Origin of the sequence: Tissierella carlieri (assembly GCF_018917285.1) — a bacterium.
Classification (GTDB): domain Bacteria; phylum Bacillota; class Clostridia; order Tissierellales; family Tissierellaceae; genus Tissierella; species Tissierella carlieri.
This window is the reverse complement of record NZ_JAHLOH010000025.1, coordinates 105,436-123,712: the sequence shown is the minus strand read 5'-3', so window position 1 is coordinate 123,712 and position 18,277 is coordinate 105,436. Positions and strand designations below refer to the sequence as shown.

Sequence of the window (18,277 nt, the reverse complement as noted above, 5' to 3'; positions counted from 1 at the left end):
CCTCCTAAGATAATAGTATCAATACAATACTACCTGCTATAATTGAACCTATTTGCCCAGCTACATTGGCAGATACTGCTTGCATTAAAACAAAGTTTGTTGGGTCTGCTTCTTTAGCTAATTTTTGTATTACTCTAGCTGACATTGGAAATGCTGAAATACCAGCGGCTCCAACCATAGGATTGTACTTTTTCTTCACAAATAAATTTAAAAACTTAGCAAATAATACTCCACCTGCTGTATCAAATATAAATGCAACTAACCCAAGTCCCATTATCTTTAAAGTATCCACGTTAATAAATGCATCTGCTGTCATAGTAGATCCAATAGTTATTCCTAAAAGCAAAGTAACTAAGTTGGCTAGCTCATTTTGAGCTGACTGGGATAACCTCTCTAATACACCAGATTCTCTAATAAGATTTCCAAACATCAAAAATCCTATTAAAGTAACAGATATAGGTGCTATAATCCCCGCAATTATAGTAACTGCTATTGGGAATATTATCTTTACAGTCTTAGATACGTTAACTTGCCTATACTCCATTCTAATCTTTCTTTCTTCTTTTGTAGTCAAAGCTTTTATAACAATAGGCTGAATCATAGGCACCAAAGACATATATGAATAAGCTGCTACAGATATTGGCCCTAGTAGATGCTTGGCAAATCTCGTGGCTACAAATATAGATGTAGGTCCATCAGCGGCTCCTATAATTCCTATGGATGCAGCTTCTTTTATATCAAATCCTAAAAAAGATGCAAATATTATGGTCATAAATATTCCAAATTGTGCAGCTGCGCCAAAGAAAAGCATGGATGGCATTTGAAGTAAGGGTGAAAAGTCTATCATTGCCCCAACTGCTATAAAAATTAAAGCTGGAAATAATTCATTTAAAATTCCTGCATTTTTAAGTATTCCTAAAATCCCCTCATCACTGGCTATACCTGGGATACCTGCAACAACAGGTAAATTTGTTAGTATTGCTCCGAATCCTATAGGCAATAACAACATTGGCTCATAATCTTTTTTTATTGCCAGATAAATAAGTATACCGCCAATAATAAACATAAATATTTGGTTTAATTCAAGACTTTTAACACCTAATAATAATTGTTCCAAGTTTTATTCCTCCTATTCTATAAGTATGAACAGCTTATTATATCATGTATTTACAAATTTTTAAACTTAAAAAGAAAATCCCCAAAGCTACAAGGATTTTCTTTTTAAGTCTATGTGAAAGGGAAAATAATCTTATTTTTTTAAAATAGCTGTTTATGGAAAAATTGGAAACCATGTTCAATATTGCATAATATTACATGATTATTAAATGATTTTCTACACATAATACTACTACACCAAAGTTTTACAAAATTAAGATTGAAAGGAGATATAAAAAATGACTACAAATAATAATAGTAGTAACAACATTCTTGTTCCACAAGCACGTCAAGCTCTTAACCAAATGAAGTTAGAAATAGCTTCTGAATTAGGTATGGCAAACTATGATTCAATGGATAAAGGTAATTTACCATCAAGACAAAATGGTTATGTTGGTGGATATATGACTAAAAACTTAGTTAGAATGGCACAACAAACTATGGGTGGAACTGGAACTACTAAGTAGTAAGTTCTAAAAAAGATAGGTCAATAAAGACCTATCTTTTTATATTTTATATTATCTTGATCCTAACTCTTTATCTAATAGATATAGTCCATGGAAATTATCTTTAATCCCCTCTAATTTAAATATTATATCTTTCATACTATTTTCTTCCTCTAGTTGTTCTTCAACAAACCATTGTAAGAATTGAATAGTCGGATATGATTTTTCTTCTTCCGCCATTCCTAATAAATTATTTATTTTTGAAGTAACTAATTTCTCATGTGCAAGAGCTGTTTCAAAAACTTCTAAGAATGAATTATATTCATTTTTTGGTTCTTCCATTGCTTGAGTCATAACTCTTCCATCCATATCATAGATAAAACCATAGAATTTCATAGCATGTGAGTATTCTTCTTTAGCCTGCTCTATAAAGAAATGAGCAAATCCATTCATATTTCTATCAGAACAATATGCCGCCATTCCCATGTAATGATATCCAGATGCTAATTCAAAGTTAAATTGATCGTTTAACGCTTTTAATAATTTTTCTGATGCCATAATATGCCTCCTGTTGTTTTATTATTCATATTTATTTAATTCTATATATTCCTTTACTGTTCTATGATACCCTAAGATTTTCCATTTAATCATAAATATATTATTCCATTAAAATAATATCTAAAATACTATATACTCCATAGTTTATTTTATCTGTAGGAGTCATATTATTATCCTTTAAATATCTTATCAAAGATGCTTTCATACCCTCTCCATAGATTCCATCTAAACTGCCTTCATAATATCCTCTTTGTGCCAACCTTTTCTGGACTTCTAAAACATCTGCACCTCTATCTCCAGGTTTTAGTTCCCTAAACCCTTGACCAAAGTTCCCATATAGTCCATTTGTTATGATAACTATAGTATTATGATTCACCATAGAATAGAGTTCTTCCACATCTTTGTTTCTCATACGAATACATCCAGCAGATAAATTCCCACCAATAGAGCCTGGTTTATTTGTGCCATGTATTCCATATTTACCCCAGGGAACATTGAGTCCCATCCATCTAGTACCAAATCCTTCTCCCCACTGTCCTTTTTCTATAATTTTAAATGTTCCTAAGGGAGTTGGTGAACTTGGTTTTCCTGTTGCTATTGGGTATGTTTTTATTATACTTTCGTTTTCTCTATCTACTAATTTAAGTTGTTTCTTATCTACTTCAATTAATATAGTATAATTCGTTGCTTTATCTTTTAAATAGACATCCTCTAAGGTTAACTTTTTCATAGTTGAATATCTATGTATATAGTTTCCTAAAATTAAAAAAACAGTTACTAATAAAATTATTAAAATAAACATTTTAATATCCTTGTTCATTATATCCCCCCTTCCTAACATTAATATGCAGCAATTCCATAAATTAAACTTATAATTTTATTTTTGATATTATAAAATTGCATAATGTTTAAGGGGTGAATCTTGTTGATTATTTAAATGTTATTACAATATTTTTAAAGCCCATACCTTCTAATAATGAAGTAATAATATCAGTGCCATTTTTCTCTGCATCATTTAGTATTCCCTTTTGGATTACCTCCTCTTTCATCTTCTCTTTTTCTTGTATAAGTACTACATATAAATCTTTAAAACTTAGCTTATTAAATATGGAATCTTTCTCATCATAAAAATAAACCTCTTCTTCTGGAATTACATTTTCAAATATTTGTGGTTTAGCCATTTTTATTTCTACTGCATCCTTATTTTTTACATTGACTTCTATAGTGCTTAAATCTATACCTGCTTTAATATATCCACTATATTTTACAATAAATTTTTTATTGGTAAAAGGTACACTTATACCACTTAATTGAACTTTATCCTCATATTCCACTATATTAGTATAATTATATTTTACAGTAGATAATTCAACTAGTCTAAGAACTTTTTCCTCAATCTTATTTGATAATAAAATAGTCTTTCTATCCATTGAAATTTTTGTATATCCAGCAATTCCTACTATTAATATTACAACGATTATTGCTAATACTAACTTTCCTTTAATATTGTCAAAATATTTCATTACATCACCTCTTAAATATTTTATAGCCCTCTGCATTCTCAGAGAGCTACTATACTATAAATCTGGATTATAAAATTGATAAATGCTGTATATGGAAATATTCTCTTTACATAGAAGTTTAACTATATTAGGTATTTTCTGTGTATTTATATTTAATTCAATTCCATTATATTTTAAAACTATATCACTTAATCCCACTAACTCCGATTTACGTAAAATATCTATAATTTTGTTTTCAATAGTAGGTATATTCATTCCACCTAGTAAAAAAAATATCTTCTTCTTCTCATCTGTATAATCTTGGGGGTTTAATTTACTAATTAACATAATTTTATTCATTGCAATAACTCCTTTTTGATTTTATAAAAGACTTTCTATAATACAAATAAGCAAAGAACCTCAATTAAGTCATGCAGCACCCTCCCCAAAACATCTTGTCGTTTATATGGTTTATATCATTAGTTAAAGATTATAATATTATGATTTTAATTTTTAAAATGTTTCATACAAAAATAAATACATTTATCTTTATCCTATTTACCCAATATTTATAAAAAAAAACTTATTTATGACTATTATTTTATTATTAATTTTATTTATATTGTTTATCAATATTAGCCTTGTTTTTATTAGGATTTTCCTTTAGTATATATTATAAATTAAGTAGCCTTTGTATCAAAACTTAGAAAGGATGTTCTTATGAAAAAATATCTAGATAGTTTAAATAAGTCAATATTATTTAGAAATTTAAACAAGGATGAAATAAATGATTTAATCTCTGTAGTCTCATATAGTATAAGTAATTATCAAAAAGATGATGTAATTGCAATAGAAGGAGATGATTGCAACAGCCTAGGTATAATATTGTCTGGCACTGTAGAAATTCATAAACCTTTCCCATCAGGAAAAATTGTAACAATTAATAATTTTGAAGCTGGGAATGTATTCGGCGAAGCCCTTATTTTTTCTGGAAGTCATAAGTATCCAGCTACTATAATTTCCTCTAGCAATACTGAAATAATGTATATAAACAAAGATGATATAATTAAACTAATGAGGTCCGATGATAGAGTATTAAATAACTTTGTGTCAGTTTTATCTAATAGAATTTTAATGCTAAATGATAGAATAACAAATCTTTCTTATGATACTGTTAGAAAAAAAATTGCCAATATTATATTAACTGAATACAGTAAGCAGAAAAACAAGCTATTAACACTACCATTCTGTAGAAAAAAAATGGCAGAATTATTAAATATTCCTCGTCCATCTTTGTCGAGGGAATTGATGAAAATGAAAGAAGACGGTATAATTGACTACCATAAAAATAAGCTAAAAATTGTCGACATAGACTTACTAGAAGAATGTTTATTAAAATAGTGAATGTGAATATATTTCCATATAATCCAATTTATGTATAGAAGATATCTATAGATATAAATTATTTATAGATATCTTCTATTTTTATATCCCCAACTAATTTTATATAATCTAGTTAAGATTGATAATTATTTTTCAAAGGAGGTTTTGTAAATGGGTGATAAACGCAAAATGTTTATCTATGGAGGTATTATTGGACTTATAGGTGCTATTCTTATGAAGCTTGGAAACCCTGGTAATATGGGAATATGCATTGCTTGTTTCTGGAGGGATATTGCTGGAGCCCTTGGTCTGCACAGGGCTGAAGTAGTGCAATATATACGACCTGAAATAATCGGCATAATATTCGGTTCTTTTATTATTTCTTATATGACAGGCGATTTTAAGGTTAAAGGTGGTTCTTCTTCATTAATAAGATTTGTTTTAGGCTTCTTTTTAATGATTGGTGCTCTTGTATTCTTAGGCTGTCCACTCAGAATGCTTCTAAGATTGGGAAATGGAGATTTAAATGCTCTGGTAGGTTTATTTGGATATGTGGCAGGAATCTTCATAGGTGTACAATTCCTTAAAAGGGGATACACCCTTGGTAAAAGTATAGACCAACCCAAAATTGTAGGATTTATTTTCCCGATAATAGCTGTTGTTTTACTTATTTTCTTAGTTGTTAAACCTGCATTTATATTATTTAGTACAGAGGGTCCCGGTTCTATGGCAGCACCTATTATTATATCCTTAGTTTTAGGTGCAATAGTTGGTATCGCTCTTCAAAGAAGTAGAGTCTGTACTGCTGGTGGATTTAGAGATGCTATACTAATTAAAGATTATCATTTCTTATGGGGATTAGTTGGAATTTTTGTATTTAATCTGGCTGGTAATCTTATATTAAATTTCAGTAGCTTTAAATTAGGTTTTGAAGGTCAACCGGTGGCTCATACAAATCATCTTTGGAATTTCTTAGGTATGACTCTTGTAGGTCTTTGCTCAGTTTTACTTGGAGGCTGCCCAATTAGACAAACTGTCTTAGCCAGTCAGGGAGATGGCGATGCTGGTGTTACAGTATTAGGGCTTGTAGTTGGTGCTGCATTTGCTCATAACTTTGGTTTAGCATCCAGCGCTAAGGGTGCTACGGCTAATGGCAAGCTTGCTGTTATTATCGGTATAATATTTGTATTTTTCTTAGCTTATAGTGTTGTAATAAATAGTAAAAAAGTCAAATCTCAGTCTAAGGAGGTAAAAATCAATGGCTAATATTATTGATGCTAGAGGTAGGTCCTGTCCTGAACCTGTTATTATGACTAAAAATGAAATTGATATTAATCCTAATATAACATTGCAGGTTTTAGTTGATACCCATGTAGCAGTTGAAAATATTACTAGATTTGTTACTGGAAAAGGGTATAATGTAAATGTAGAGGAAAAAAATGGAGAATATACAATTCATATTAAAAAATAGGTGATTTGATGGAAGACTTTTACTGTGTAGTTACATTTCATGTTACCCAACATGCATTAATTTTTGAGAAATTTATGAATGATAAAGGTATTCCTGTAAAGCTGATGCCTGTGCCTAGACAAGTCAGCTCAAGCTGTGGAACAGCTGCAAAGATACCTTGTGAATTAGAATATGATATAAAAAAATCGTGTGAAGATGAAGATGTTCCTATAGATGATTTTCATAAGATTATAAACCCAAAGGGAAAATCTTGGTTTTCTAAGTATATTAATAAATAATTTTCAAAAGAATGCTTCTTTTATTTTGAAGAAACATTCTTTTGTTTTATTTTATAATTTTTATAAAATAAAGCTTGATTTTTCCAAATTTTCATATATAATTAAATTATTGGCAAAAATATGAAAGGAGGTCGTGAAGATGATCAGAATGAATTTTACAATTAACAATAAGGAAAACTTAATAATTTTAACAACACGACCTAGGTACAAGAACTAATTTTTTGCTACTGAATTTGATACCATAGGTGTGTTCACCTATGGTTTTTTTATATTCTTGTAATATCCTATTTAGGATATCCGTGTCTCAATATAAAAATAATTTACCATAGGTGCATACCTATGGTTTTTTTATTAAGGAGGGAGATAATGAAAAATTTTAAAAAACTACTAAACTTTATGGAAGGGTACAGGATTATTTATTTATTTGGAATGATATCTATTCTTATATCACAAATACTTACTACTGCCACCCCTCTTATCTTGAGAACCACAATTGATAGCATAATTGGTGATGAAGTAATTAACTCTTCAACCATTCAGAAAATTGTTGATTTCTTAGGTGGAAAAGAATTTTTAAAAGAAAAACTATGGATTATAGGACTTTTACTTATTTCTGTAGCTATTTCGAGAGGAATATTTCTATATTTAAAAAACACTTTAGCTAGTAAATCAGCAGAAAATACTACTAAAAAAATAAGGGATAAACTCTATGATCATATACAGAGACTACCTTATGAATATCATGTTAAATCAGAAACTGGAGAGCTTATACAAAAATGTACATCTGATGTAGATACAATAAAAAGATTTTTATCTATACAACTTGTAGAGGTTGTAGGATCAATGTTTATGTTGATTTTCATACTTTATGTAATGTTCACCATGAACATTAAGATGGCTATGATATCTATAATAGTATTACCTATAACATTTTTGTTCTCATTTATATTTTTTACTAAGGTTAAAAAGGCCTTTGAGGCCTCTGATGAGGCAGAGGCTAGAATGACTACTACTCTTCAAGAAAATTTGACAGGAGTAAGAGTTGTTAAAGCCTTCTCTAGACAAAAATACGAAGTTGATAAATTCGATGAGAAAAATTTAGAATATAAGGATTTAACTTATAAGCTAATAAAAAACTTATCAGCTTATTGGGGATTATCTGATTTACTTAGTATGTCCCAGGTTGGATTTGTTATTATAGTTGGTAGCTACCTTGCATATGAAGGTGAATTGTCACTTGGGTCTTTTGTAGCTTTCGTTAGTTATATTAATATGATAATCTGGCCAGTTAGACAAATGGGTAGAACCCTAACAGATATGGGGAAGGCATTTGTATCATTAAAAAGAATTGATGAAATATTTGCAGAGCCTATAGAGATATTAGATGAAAGCAATCATAAACCTAATATCAGAGGTAATATAGAATTTAAAAATGTTTATTTTGAGTATGAGGAGAATAAACCAGTTTTATCAGATCTTTCATTTAATGTTAAAGCTGGTGAAACCATTGCTTTAATAGGACCTACAGGATCTGGTAAATCTTCTTTGGTACATTTACTACCAAGACTATATGAGTATAATAATGGATATATAAAAATTGATGGTATTGAGCTAAATACTATAGATAAATCTTGGATTAGAAAAAATGTTGGATTAGTACTACAGGAGCCTTTCCTTTATGCTAAAAATATAAGAGAGAATATTAGGCTAGCTAATCCATCTTTAAAAGATGAAAAAGTAATTATGGCTGCGAAAACTGCTTCCATCCATGAAGATATAAAATCCTTTGAATCTGGCTATGAAACTATCGTAGGAGAACGTGGTGTTTCACTATCTGGGGGTCAAAAGCAAAGAATGGCAATTGCAAGAACTATTATTAATGACTGTCCAATTGTTATATTTGATGACTCATTATCTGCAGTAGATACTGAGACGGATATTTCCATTAGAAAGGCTTTAGGCAGTAGAAAAAATAGAGCTACTACTATTATCATATCCCATAGAATTTCAACTGTAGCTGAAGCAGATATGATACTGGTAATAGATAAGGGAAAAATCATCCAAAGAGGCACTCATAATGATTTGATTAATGAGGAAGGGCTATATAGACGAGTATATACCATACAAAATTCATTAGATGATGAAGTAATAAATGCATAGGGGGTGTTAATTTGACACAAGAAAATAATAATCAAGATAAGATACAGATTAATATATGGAAAGATTTCTTTAAATATTTAAAGCCATATAAACTTGAGTTTGGAATATTGGCTTTGATGATGATATGCCTTGGGATATTGGATTCTGTTTTTCCTCTAATGACGAAATATGCTATAGATAATTTTATAGAAAAAAACACTTTAGCTGGAATAGAAAAATTTGGTTTTGTTTATTTTTCTGCAGTAATTGCATTATCTCTTACGGTTTATCTATTCATATCTCTAGCTGGAAAACTAGAAACAAAAATGGCTTATGATATTAGAAGGATAGGATTTGAAAAGCTTCAGCTTTTACCTCTATCCTATTATGATGATAAGGCTGTTGGATGGTTAATGGCAAGAATGACCTCTGATATAGGTAGGCTATCAGAGACCATATCTTGGTCATTGGTAGACCTTGCATGGGGTTTCTCCATGATGACTGCTGTAACCATTGCAATGATTAAATTAAACTTTAAATTAGCTTTAATTACATTATCTGTAATACCGATATTAGCAGTTATCAGTTTTTATTTTCAAAAGAAAATACTAAAGGCTCAAAGAGATGTGAGAAAGATAAACTCCAAGATTACAGCTGCCTATAATGAGGATATTCAGGGGGCTAAAACTACAAAAACATTAGTTAGAGAAGATATTAATCTTCAGGAATTTTCTGAGATAACCACATCTATGAGAGATAAATCCATAAGAGCTACTGTAATTTCCTCTGTTTATCTACCTATTATACTTACTCTAGGTAGTATAGGTACTGCTTTAGCTTTAAATTATGGTGGTAAAGGAGTTTTATTGGGTGCTATTTCTTATGGAACCTTGGTAGCCTTTATATCTTATACAGCTCAATTTTATGAGCCAGTACGTCAGATAGCTGTAATATTTGCAGAACTACAGGCAGCTCAAGCTTCTGCTGAAAGAGTCTTCTCTTTATTGAATGAAGTACCTGCTATAATAGATAGTGGTGAGGTAAAAGAAAAATATGGAGACTTGTTAAATCCTAAAAGAGAACTTTGGCCTGAGATTAAGGGAGCTATTGAATTTAAAAATGTATCCTTTTCTTATAAAACTGGAGAAACTATACTTGATAATTTTAACTTAAAGGTTAAGTCAGGTGAGACTATAGCCTTAGTTGGTGAAACTGGCTCAGGAAAATCAACTATAGTAAATCTATTTTGTAGATTTTATGAACCTACATCCGGTGAGATTTTAATCGATGGTATAAATTATAAAGATATGCCACAAAACTGGATACATGAAAATCTTGGATATGTACTACAAGCTCCTCATCTATTCAGTGGTACTATAAAGGAAAATATTAAATATGGTAATCTAAATGCTACAGATGAAGAAATTATAGCTGCAAGCAAATTAGTTGATGCCCATAGCTTTATTATGGATACTGAAAAAGGGTATGATACTGAGGTAGGTGAAGGTGGAGGTCTACTTTCTACTGGACAAAAACAGCTTATATCCTTTGCAAGAGCTGTGGTTCGTAATCCACGACTATTTGTACTAGATGAGGCTACTTCATCTATAGATACGGAAACTGAAAAGATTATTCAAGATGCTATTCACAAAGTACTAGATGGAAGAACATCCTTTGTTATAGCTCACAGATTATCTACCATAAGAAATGCAGATAGGATTTTAGTTATAAGAAATGGAAAAATTGAAGAAGCAGGAAATCATAAGGAATTGATTAAGAAGAAGGGTTATTATTATAATCTATATACTAATCAGTTCATTGAAGAAAAAAGTATGGATGTATTAGGATAGGTAAAATAGGTAGGTAGGTTTTTAGTCTTCGCTAAAAACCTACCCTTTAACTATTAAAGCTAAGAACATTTCAAAATTAAATTTCTTTGCTTATCATATGAATACCTGCTATAGCACATATTACTTTGGATATAAAATAAACTTCATACATAGGGCTTATAAATTTATATCCCTTTATATCTCCATTTGCATAAATATAAGGCAGTATTATGATTAAAATTCCCAAGACTATTTTTAAAATTCTTTTCATTTCTGTTTTCATAGTATCACCTCTAGAACTTTTCTATTTTCTTATATATAGCAAAATCTATTGACATCTCCTCTTAATGCGTATATCCTATTATATCTTAAATAAAGTAGGTATTCTAAGTTGATTATTACATCATTAACTCCTTTTCTATTATTTCCCTTAACTTAATCCTGTTTTCTTGACTTCCATTTAACTCCATTATCTTCTTTACCCTAGTAGGTTTTTCCGTTAATATTACAATTTTATCTCCTAAGGTTAAAGCCTCTTCTATATCATGGGTTACTATTATACAGGTTCTATTTTCCATTATTCTCAGTTCCTTAAAAAAATCTATTAATACTTGCTTACTATTGATATCTAAGGATTTAAAAGGCTCGTCCATTATAAGTAAGTTCGATGGATAAGCAAAAGCCCTCAATATACTTATCTTTTGTCGCATTCCACCGCTAAGGTCCTTGGGATAATAATATCTGTATTCCTCTAAATTGACTAATTTTAAATACCTTTCCATAGTAGTCTCTATTTTCTCTTTATTCATTTTATTTTTCAAAACAAATTCTATATTAGAACTTACATTATTCCATGGAATAAGCCTGTCCTCTTGAAAAACAAAGGATATATCATCTTCAAATCCTATTATCTCTCCTGAATACTCTTTTATTATTCCTGATATTATATTTAAAAGAGTGGTTTTTCCACATCCCGATGGTCCTAAAATACAGGTAGTCTTATTTTTGGGAAAATCAATGCTAATATCCTCTAATACCTTTAAATCATTATAATTTTTTATTATATTCTTGACTTGATACATAAATTTTTTATCCCTTCCAGCATATATTCAAATATTTTAGAAATAAGAAGAATTACTATTATCCAAGCAAAAACTCCTGAAGTATTCAAGTACATCTTCTGTAATTGCAGATTACTCCCTATGGCATATTTAGGCTGTGACAATACTTCTCCTGCAATTACCATCTTTAGATTAATCCCCAATGCAGAAGATATAATATTATTTAAACTTAGCAAGATACTTGGTATGTAGATATTCTTTATAATAGTAGTCTTATCTACCTTGTATATTTTTGCCATGGCTATAATTTTTTTATCCACGTTTAATATTCCATTTAAAACCGTTTCATATAATATAGGAAATACCATAATAAATCCTACAAAAATCGGTACCATCTCATTATCCAACCATATGAGAGCCAATATAATAATCGCCATAGTTGGTACTGAACTTAAAAAGTTTATTATAGGAACCATTAGATAATATATGGTCTTAGAGATACTAGAAAAAATTCCTATCACCATGGCTAAAAACAATGATATCATAAATCCAATCAAACTTCTTAGGAGAGAATAGCCAATAATAATTAAAAAATTTGAATTTGTGGCTATATCTACAAGACTACTAAAAGTACTCTTTATTGTAGGAAATATCACTTCATTGTCTATAAATATTGATAGCAATATCCATATAATTATTATTAAGATTTTTGAAATGATAGATAATTTCCTATCTTTCAAAATAAATTTTTTCATCAGGCATTTTTCCTCCTATAAAATCCGGTGCAAAATCTAATATTGCTCCATAATAGGCATTATATTCTTCTTTACCATCTCTTATATCAAAGGATTCTATATTAGTCCATATTATCCCTTTCTCTATTGTCTCCTTTGCTACACTAATTCCCAATTCTTCTGCATATTTTCCTAATTCTTCTCCATTTTCCTTTGCCCATTTCCTACTTTCCTCATATATATCAATAAATTCTTTCACAAATTCTATATTATTCTTTATTAAGTCTTCTTTAATTATTAAGCTAGCTTGAGGATAGCCTTTAGTCACTCCTGTTGCATTAGCCCATTCTTGGTTAAGGTCAAAAATCACTTTAGTATCCTGTTTCTTCATCGTCACAGTAGTTAACAAAGGTTCTGCTAAAACGGCTAGATTAGATTTTCCACTGATGAATATAGGACCAACCTCTGAAGCAGCATTTAAATATGTAATCTTCACATTCTTATCTGGAACAATTCCATTTTTAGATAAAACATATCTAAGGACTATATCTGGAGTGAGTCCCTTTCCAAAGGTATAAATTTCCTTATCTTTTAATTCCTCAAAATCCTTTATATCTTCTGTACTAGCTAGATAGAGTGAACCCCATACAGATGTACCTACTATTTTATATGGCAGTTCCTTATTAAATGCCTGAGCTGCTAGATTCGATGGAACTATGGCAATATCTGCTTCCCCTTTTAATATCTTTGTGACTAGTAAATCTGGAGATTTTTCCATTTCATATTCAATAGTTATATTCTCATCAATAATTGGATTTTCTTTAGCCAACTTAGCAGCTGTTAAAGCAGGTGTCCCATCTTGATAACTAAATTTAATAATCTTAGGCTCTTTTTGCAAAGTATCTAATTTGTTACAGCCTGTAAAACCTAGTATTACAATAATTAAGAATAAATACAATAACAATGTTTTTTTCATCTTTCTCATGCTCCTTATATTTTTTAGTCTGACTTTATTGTTGATAAAACCTCTAAGTATAGTTACCCATACTTAGAGGTCTTAATTTATATTTTACCAATCTTTTTGATTAGTATGAAGTAGTTTGTGTGATCTATTTGATAATGGTTTCCCTAAGTATTCCTCATAACATTTAATGACTGATGGATTTTCATGGGAGAAGCGAAGATTATTTACTTTATCTAAACCATATAGTATTTCAGCTCTTTCACCAGCCAATTCCTTACCATCCTCTAGCTGTCCTCTTCCACTAGCGCAGCCTATAGGACAGGTCTAATCTCAACAAAGTCATATTCAGCAGTTCCCACTCTAATAGCCTCTATTAGCTTTCTTGCATTTCCCAATCCACTGGCAACAGCAACCCTAAGTTTTGGTCAAAGCTTGCTTCTTTCCATCCTTTTCTTCCTCTTACTTCCTTAAATGCATCAGGATTAGGATTTTCATTTTTAATCAAATAAATGGTTTGCTGTGCCTGATTTCGCGTAATTATACTAAGCCTACTCATTTTACATCTCCCCCTTCTTAATAATTTATTATTATTTTTATGCCTATATTTTGCCGAACTATTCTGTATATTGATATTATTATATCATACAATTTTATATTGCATGTATTTTTTATTAAAATAGGGAAAAGGCTTCCTTAAATTATTAGTACTTTAATGGAAGCCTTTTTATATTAAATCTTGTAATGAATAACATTAAAATTGTTATATTATCCAATGGTTTATCTACATAATGAACATTGCTACTATGGTAGTTATAGTCAATCCAATAACTACTGGTTTAAAGTTTCTTCTCGTTAATTCAAAAGGATCTACTCCACAAATGGCTGCTGCTGGAATAACTGCCCAAGGTATTAGTGTTCCTCCTCCTACCCATATTGCTGCAATTTGACCTAGGGCCGTAAGAGTAGCTACACCTTTCCCTATTGCGGCTCCAAATAATCTAGCCACAGAACCTGCTAAAGATATACCAGAAAAACCTGAGCCATCTAAGCCTGTTATTGCCCCTACTGATGTAATGGTCACTGCTCCTACTCCAGCATTTAATGGTACAATATTAGCTAAGGCGATACCTAAATCATTTACTAATCCTTGAGAGCCTTCAGGTAAGAATTCACCAATAACTTTTAAAAACCCATCATCTCCTAAGTAAAAAAAAGCTGCTATTGGTATTACCGGACCAAATATTTCAAATCCAAATTTAAATCCTGATACTAAATATTTTGTTATCTCTTCTAAAGCTTTTCCTTTATGAACCAACAGTGAAACTAATACAAGTATAAATATAGCAGTTCCGCCTATTAAAGCTGTGGCATCTCCACCCTGTAAATTGGCTACAAACATAATTATAACATCTATGCCGAATAACATGGGAGTTACAACCGCCAAAGTTTTCTTGGTCTTCATTGTTAGTATGTTTTTTAAGATATCTTCCTCTTCTTTATTCTTAAATCTATTGACTTTTTCTTCTGTTTTTATTTTTCCACTTTTCAAATCTCTCTTTAAAAATATAAATGCCGTAATTGTAGTAACTACGCCCATAACAATTACTAATGGAATACTTGCAGAAATCACTTGTGATACTGGAATACCTGCTGCATCTGCTGTAAGCTTTGGTGCTCCTTGAATAATAAAATCTCCCGATAATGCTATTCCATGCCCAAATAAATTCATTGTCATAGCCACAGCTAAAGCTGGTAATCCAGCACTAACTGCCACTGGTAACATAACTGCTCCTATTAAAGCTACAGCTGGAGATGGCCAAAAAAACCAAGATATTATCATCATAAGTAATCCTATTACCCAATAAGCTAATGTAGGATTCTTGATTAATTTTGTAAAAGGTGAGACCATTATTTCGTTTATTCCTGTTTTGGTTAGAATCGTACTCATCCCTACTATTACTGAAATAATAAGGATTGTTCCCATTAGTTCCACTATGGCATAGATGAAAGAATTGAAAACTCCCATTATTGCTTGAGATAATGAAGAAGTAGCAATGATTCCTAGTATAAATACTCCTAAAATACATACTAAAGAAGTATCTCTCTTTTTAATCATTACCCCTAATATTAAAAGAGTAAATAGAAGATATACATAATGTAGAGCATTTAATTGAATGTCCATAAAATCCCTCCCATATTCTTTGGTACTTTAGAATATGCAAAAAATAACATGGAGGTGAAGATAAACATTAAAGATATAAAAATATGCTGGTTTCTACAGAAACCAGCATATTTTTATATTATATATTTTTTTATAATGTTAAACTTTATTAATAAGGATATATAAATTCATTCTCTGGTCTATTTGCTTCTTCTATACTCTCAATTTCAATTAGAGGTATTTTCTCTTCATTATCCTCTATGCTTTTTAAAATTCCACTAATCTTATTCCAAGAACCTTCTTCTAATTCAGATGCCTTATCATAATTACATAAAAAGCCTATAACCTGAGTATCAGCTGCACAGCATACCATCATAAGCCTTCCCATTACAAATTCATTTTGCTTGAATTCATTATTTCTAAAGACAAATCCAGTTAATTCGATAGTTTTCCCTTCATATTTATCTACATTTATATATATTTCATCAATCCATTTTATAAAATTATCTTCATCAAGAATAATTCTACCATCTTCTAAAGAAAGAGTATTTCCCTCATCATCGAGTATATCACTATATATATCAAATATTTCTGATGAAATACTCCCTTCGGTTTCTTTTTCACTATCTGTTTTTGACTCTACTATATTCTTTGAAGTAATTTTATTTAATTTCGCACTTTCAGAAATCATTGTCTTAGGCGGAAATATAAATGCTGTCAGTACAGGAAATAAAAAAATAATATATCTCCCTATTTTAGTATTCTTTCTCCTGGCTTTAAAAAGCTCCTTTACCATAAATAGCATTATAAATATAAAACTGATTATAGCAAAACCAATATATGGTATTATGCGAGGATGAACATAGTTAGTCACTGTATTCTTTTTAATTGTCATAAGATAAAATACAGTAAAACCTAATAAAAAGACTAATCTCAAAAAAATATCTATATTTATTCTATGGAATCTTCTTAGCTTCATATTTAATCACCCTAAATATAATATAGTAAAAAAACAAATAGCTGAAAATGTTACATTAAATACAATAAAAGTCAGTTTGATAATAAACCTTTTACTAAAAATATCTGATAACATAATTAAATTCTTAATATCTATCATAGGTCCTAGAATCATAAATCCCATTATACTGCTTAGTGAAAACTGATTTAGGAAACTTCTGGCAATAAAAGCATCTGATGATGAACATAAGGAAAAAAGAAATCCTATGGACATCATAAGTAGAATAGCCGTTACACTATCTCCTCCCAGTTTTAAAATAATATCCTTAGGAATTATGACTTGAAAAAAGCTTGTCAATAATGCACCTATTATCAAGAACTTTCCAACATCGAAAAATTCTTCACCTGCATGTTTGAATATTGTACTTATTTTTCCTTTAATATCTCCATTATTTATATTATTACAATAAATACAATTGCAAAGATTGTCTAATTCATGGCTTTTAACAGTCATTTCCTCCTCAGGAAAAATCAGAAATAAAATACCAGTAATTATTGCAACTATGATACCTATTATTAATCTAAATATCATGATTTGTGGCTGCCCAGGGAATGCATAATATGTAGAGACTATAACTATTGGATTTACAATGGGAGCCGCTAACATAAAAGTTACTGCTGCATATAATGGAACTCCTTTTTTTACTAATCTAGATACAACAGGCACTATAGCACAGTCACAAACTGGAAAAAATAACCCTCCCACAATGGCTACTAGAAATGATATTATTTTATTTTTAGGAAAATACTTAACTATCATATCTCTTGTTACAAATATCTGGATAATAGATGATATAAATACTCCAAGAATTAAAAATGGGAATGATTCCATCAATATGCTTATAAAAATTGTATTTAAAATATATATATTAGAAAAGTCTATGTTAAATTTGCTAAAATCAATTGATATTAAAAGGTTTATAGATAAATAAATTGATGCAACTATTAAAAAGAGTATTGATAACTTATCATAAATCGTCCCTTTCCATATTTTATTTGTTTCTTTATTTTTAGTATAATCTAGAAATTTTTCATGTTCATTAATTTCTATAACTAAACCTGATTTATTTATACTTCCAATTTTTTTATTGATGTCCTCTAACTCATCATCAGATACGCCATCAACATGATTTAAAATAATTAGATCACTATAGGATATCTTATTTATAAGATTATTTCCTAGTATTCCCATTAGCATATTAAACTGCTTGCAATCAATAATATTTATAATCCTTTCAATTATTGTGTATTTTCTCATACTTTTAGTATCTAATTGATTTAATAATTCTTCAATTGTTTCCATCCCATTTTGCTCAATAATAATCTTATCTGGAGAATATTTATCGACTATTTGCTTTATATACATTTCTTCTAAGGAATTACCCTTTGGAATTTTTTCAATGATTATATTTTCATTTATTTCTTTTTCATTTATTTCTTTTTGTCCCATTTCACATTGTATTATAACTATTTTTTTATCCTTATCTATATTCTCTCCTAAAATAATATTAATCATTGATGTTTTCCCAGAACTCAAAAATCCTGTAACTATTTCTATTCCTGTTTTCATAAACATGTC

22 protein-coding genes are annotated in these 18,277 nt (G+C 29.8%); 7 read left to right on the top strand and 15 right to left on the bottom strand.

Annotated features, from left to right (window positions below; genetic code table 11):
* Nucleotides 1–4: 4 nt before the first annotated feature.
* Complete coding sequence (locus tag KQI38_RS07435; RefSeq protein WP_216557546.1) at nucleotides 5–1,117, bottom strand: sodium ion-translocating decarboxylase subunit beta; 1,113 nt, start codon at nucleotides 1,115–1,117, stop codon at nucleotides 5–7.
* A gap of 277 nt (nucleotides 1,118–1,394) precedes the next feature.
* Between KQI38_RS07435 and KQI38_RS07430 the strand changes: the two genes are divergently transcribed.
* Nucleotides 1,395–1,622, top strand: coding sequence for an alpha/beta-type small acid-soluble spore protein (locus KQI38_RS07430; protein WP_094902044.1), 228 nt, complete (start codon nucleotides 1,395–1,397; stop codon nucleotides 1,620–1,622).
* Nucleotides 1,623–1,673: 51 nt separating this feature from the next.
* Here the strand turns inward: KQI38_RS07430 and KQI38_RS07425 are convergent, their stop codons facing one another.
* From KQI38_RS07425 to KQI38_RS07410, 4 genes are all read right to left on the bottom strand, one after another.
* Complete coding sequence (locus KQI38_RS07425; RefSeq protein WP_094902042.1) at nucleotides 1,674–2,159, bottom strand: ferritin; 486 nt, start codon at nucleotides 2,157–2,159, stop codon at nucleotides 1,674–1,676.
* Nucleotides 2,160–2,259: 100 nt separating this feature from the next.
* Complete coding sequence (locus tag KQI38_RS07420) at nucleotides 2,260–2,979, bottom strand: L,D-transpeptidase family protein (RefSeq protein ID WP_094902040.1); 720 nt, start codon at nucleotides 2,977–2,979, stop codon at nucleotides 2,260–2,262.
* 109 nt (nucleotides 2,980–3,088) lie between these two features.
* Complete coding sequence (locus tag KQI38_RS07415; RefSeq protein ID WP_216557543.1) at nucleotides 3,089–3,682, bottom strand: DUF4230 domain-containing protein; 594 nt, start codon at nucleotides 3,680–3,682, stop codon at nucleotides 3,089–3,091.
* 54 nt (nucleotides 3,683–3,736) lie between these two features.
* Nucleotides 3,737–4,021: a hypothetical protein gene (locus KQI38_RS07410; RefSeq protein ID WP_216557540.1), complete on the bottom strand. Its 285-nt coding sequence runs from the start codon at nucleotides 4,019–4,021 to the stop codon at nucleotides 3,737–3,739.
* Between the two features lie 360 nt (nucleotides 4,022–4,381).
* On the opposite strand from KQI38_RS07410, the gene KQI38_RS07405 reads away from it, so the two are divergent.
* From KQI38_RS07405 to KQI38_RS07380, 6 genes are all read left to right on the top strand, one after another.
* Complete coding sequence (locus KQI38_RS07405; protein ID WP_216557537.1) at nucleotides 4,382–5,062, top strand: Crp/Fnr family transcriptional regulator; 681 nt, start codon at nucleotides 4,382–4,384, stop codon at nucleotides 5,060–5,062.
* 153 nt (nucleotides 5,063–5,215) lie between these two features.
* A complete protein-coding gene (yedE, locus tag KQI38_RS07400) occupies nucleotides 5,216–6,310 on the top strand; it encodes a YedE family putative selenium transporter (protein ID WP_216557534.1) in 1,095 nt (364 codons plus the stop codon).
* Nucleotides 6,303–6,515 carry a sulfurtransferase TusA family protein gene (locus tag KQI38_RS07395; protein WP_216557531.1) on the top strand — a complete coding sequence of 71 codons (213 nt, stop codon included), beginning with the start codon at nucleotides 6,303–6,305 and terminating at the stop codon, nucleotides 6,513–6,515. Before yedE ends, KQI38_RS07395 begins: the two co-directional genes overlap by 8 nt.
* 8 nt (nucleotides 6,516–6,523) lie before the next feature.
* Complete coding sequence (locus KQI38_RS07390) at nucleotides 6,524–6,793, top strand: putative Se/S carrier protein (RefSeq protein WP_216557528.1); 270 nt, start codon at nucleotides 6,524–6,526, stop codon at nucleotides 6,791–6,793.
* Nucleotides 6,794–7,159: 366 nt separating this feature from the next.
* A complete protein-coding gene (locus KQI38_RS07385) occupies nucleotides 7,160–8,953 on the top strand; it encodes an ABC transporter ATP-binding protein (protein WP_216557525.1) in 1,794 nt (597 codons plus the stop codon).
* An 11-nt stretch (nucleotides 8,954–8,964) separates the two neighbouring features.
* Complete coding sequence (locus tag KQI38_RS07380; protein WP_246565676.1) at nucleotides 8,965–10,782, top strand: ABC transporter ATP-binding protein; 1,818 nt, start codon at nucleotides 8,965–8,967, stop codon at nucleotides 10,780–10,782.
* Between the two features lie 76 nt (nucleotides 10,783–10,858).
* Here the strand turns inward: KQI38_RS07380 and KQI38_RS07375 are convergent, their stop codons facing one another.
* From KQI38_RS07375 to KQI38_RS07330, 10 genes are all read right to left on the bottom strand, one after another.
* Nucleotides 10,859–11,044, bottom strand: coding sequence for a hypothetical protein (locus KQI38_RS07375; protein ID WP_216557522.1), 186 nt, complete (start codon nucleotides 11,042–11,044; stop codon nucleotides 10,859–10,861).
* A gap of 115 nt (nucleotides 11,045–11,159) precedes the next feature.
* Nucleotides 11,160–11,843, bottom strand: coding sequence for an ABC transporter ATP-binding protein (locus KQI38_RS07370; RefSeq protein WP_216557519.1), 684 nt, complete (start codon nucleotides 11,841–11,843; stop codon nucleotides 11,160–11,162).
* Nucleotides 11,822–12,577, bottom strand: coding sequence for an ABC transporter permease (locus KQI38_RS07365; RefSeq protein ID WP_216557516.1), 756 nt, complete (start codon nucleotides 12,575–12,577; stop codon nucleotides 11,822–11,824). The genes KQI38_RS07370 and KQI38_RS07365 overlap by 22 nt, the downstream gene beginning before the upstream one ends.
* The gene (locus tag KQI38_RS07360; RefSeq protein ID WP_216557513.1) at nucleotides 12,552–13,532 is read right to left on the bottom strand and encodes an ABC transporter substrate-binding protein; all 981 of its coding nucleotides are present in this window, start codon (nucleotides 13,530–13,532) and stop codon (nucleotides 12,552–12,554) included. Before KQI38_RS07360 ends, KQI38_RS07365 begins: the two co-directional genes overlap by 26 nt.
* A gap of 93 nt (nucleotides 13,533–13,625) precedes the next feature.
* Nucleotides 13,626–13,790: an iron hydrogenase small subunit gene (locus tag KQI38_RS07355; RefSeq protein WP_216557510.1), complete on the bottom strand. Its 165-nt coding sequence runs from the start codon at nucleotides 13,788–13,790 to the stop codon at nucleotides 13,626–13,628.
* A gap of 41 nt (nucleotides 13,791–13,831) precedes the next feature.
* Nucleotides 13,832–13,915 carry a hypothetical protein gene (locus KQI38_RS07350; RefSeq protein ID WP_216557740.1) on the bottom strand — a complete coding sequence of 28 codons (84 nt, stop codon included), beginning with the start codon at nucleotides 13,913–13,915 and terminating at the stop codon, nucleotides 13,832–13,834.
* Nucleotides 13,894–14,076, bottom strand: coding sequence for a hypothetical protein (locus KQI38_RS07345; RefSeq protein ID WP_216557507.1), 183 nt, complete (start codon nucleotides 14,074–14,076; stop codon nucleotides 13,894–13,896). The genes KQI38_RS07350 and KQI38_RS07345 overlap by 22 nt, the downstream gene beginning before the upstream one ends.
* A gap of 225 nt (nucleotides 14,077–14,301) precedes the next feature.
* A complete protein-coding gene (locus KQI38_RS07340; RefSeq protein ID WP_216557504.1) occupies nucleotides 14,302–15,702 on the bottom strand; it encodes a hypothetical protein in 1,401 nt (466 codons plus the stop codon).
* A 148-nt stretch (nucleotides 15,703–15,850) separates the two neighbouring features.
* Nucleotides 15,851–16,660, bottom strand: coding sequence for a TIGR03943 family putative permease subunit (locus KQI38_RS07335; RefSeq protein ID WP_216557501.1), 810 nt, complete (start codon nucleotides 16,658–16,660; stop codon nucleotides 15,851–15,853).
* A gap of 6 nt (nucleotides 16,661–16,666) precedes the next feature.
* The gene (locus KQI38_RS07330) at nucleotides 16,667–18,268 is read right to left on the bottom strand and encodes a permease (RefSeq protein ID WP_216557498.1); all 1,602 of its coding nucleotides are present in this window, start codon (nucleotides 18,266–18,268) and stop codon (nucleotides 16,667–16,669) included.
* Between the last annotated feature and the right edge of the window lie 9 nt (nucleotides 18,269–18,277).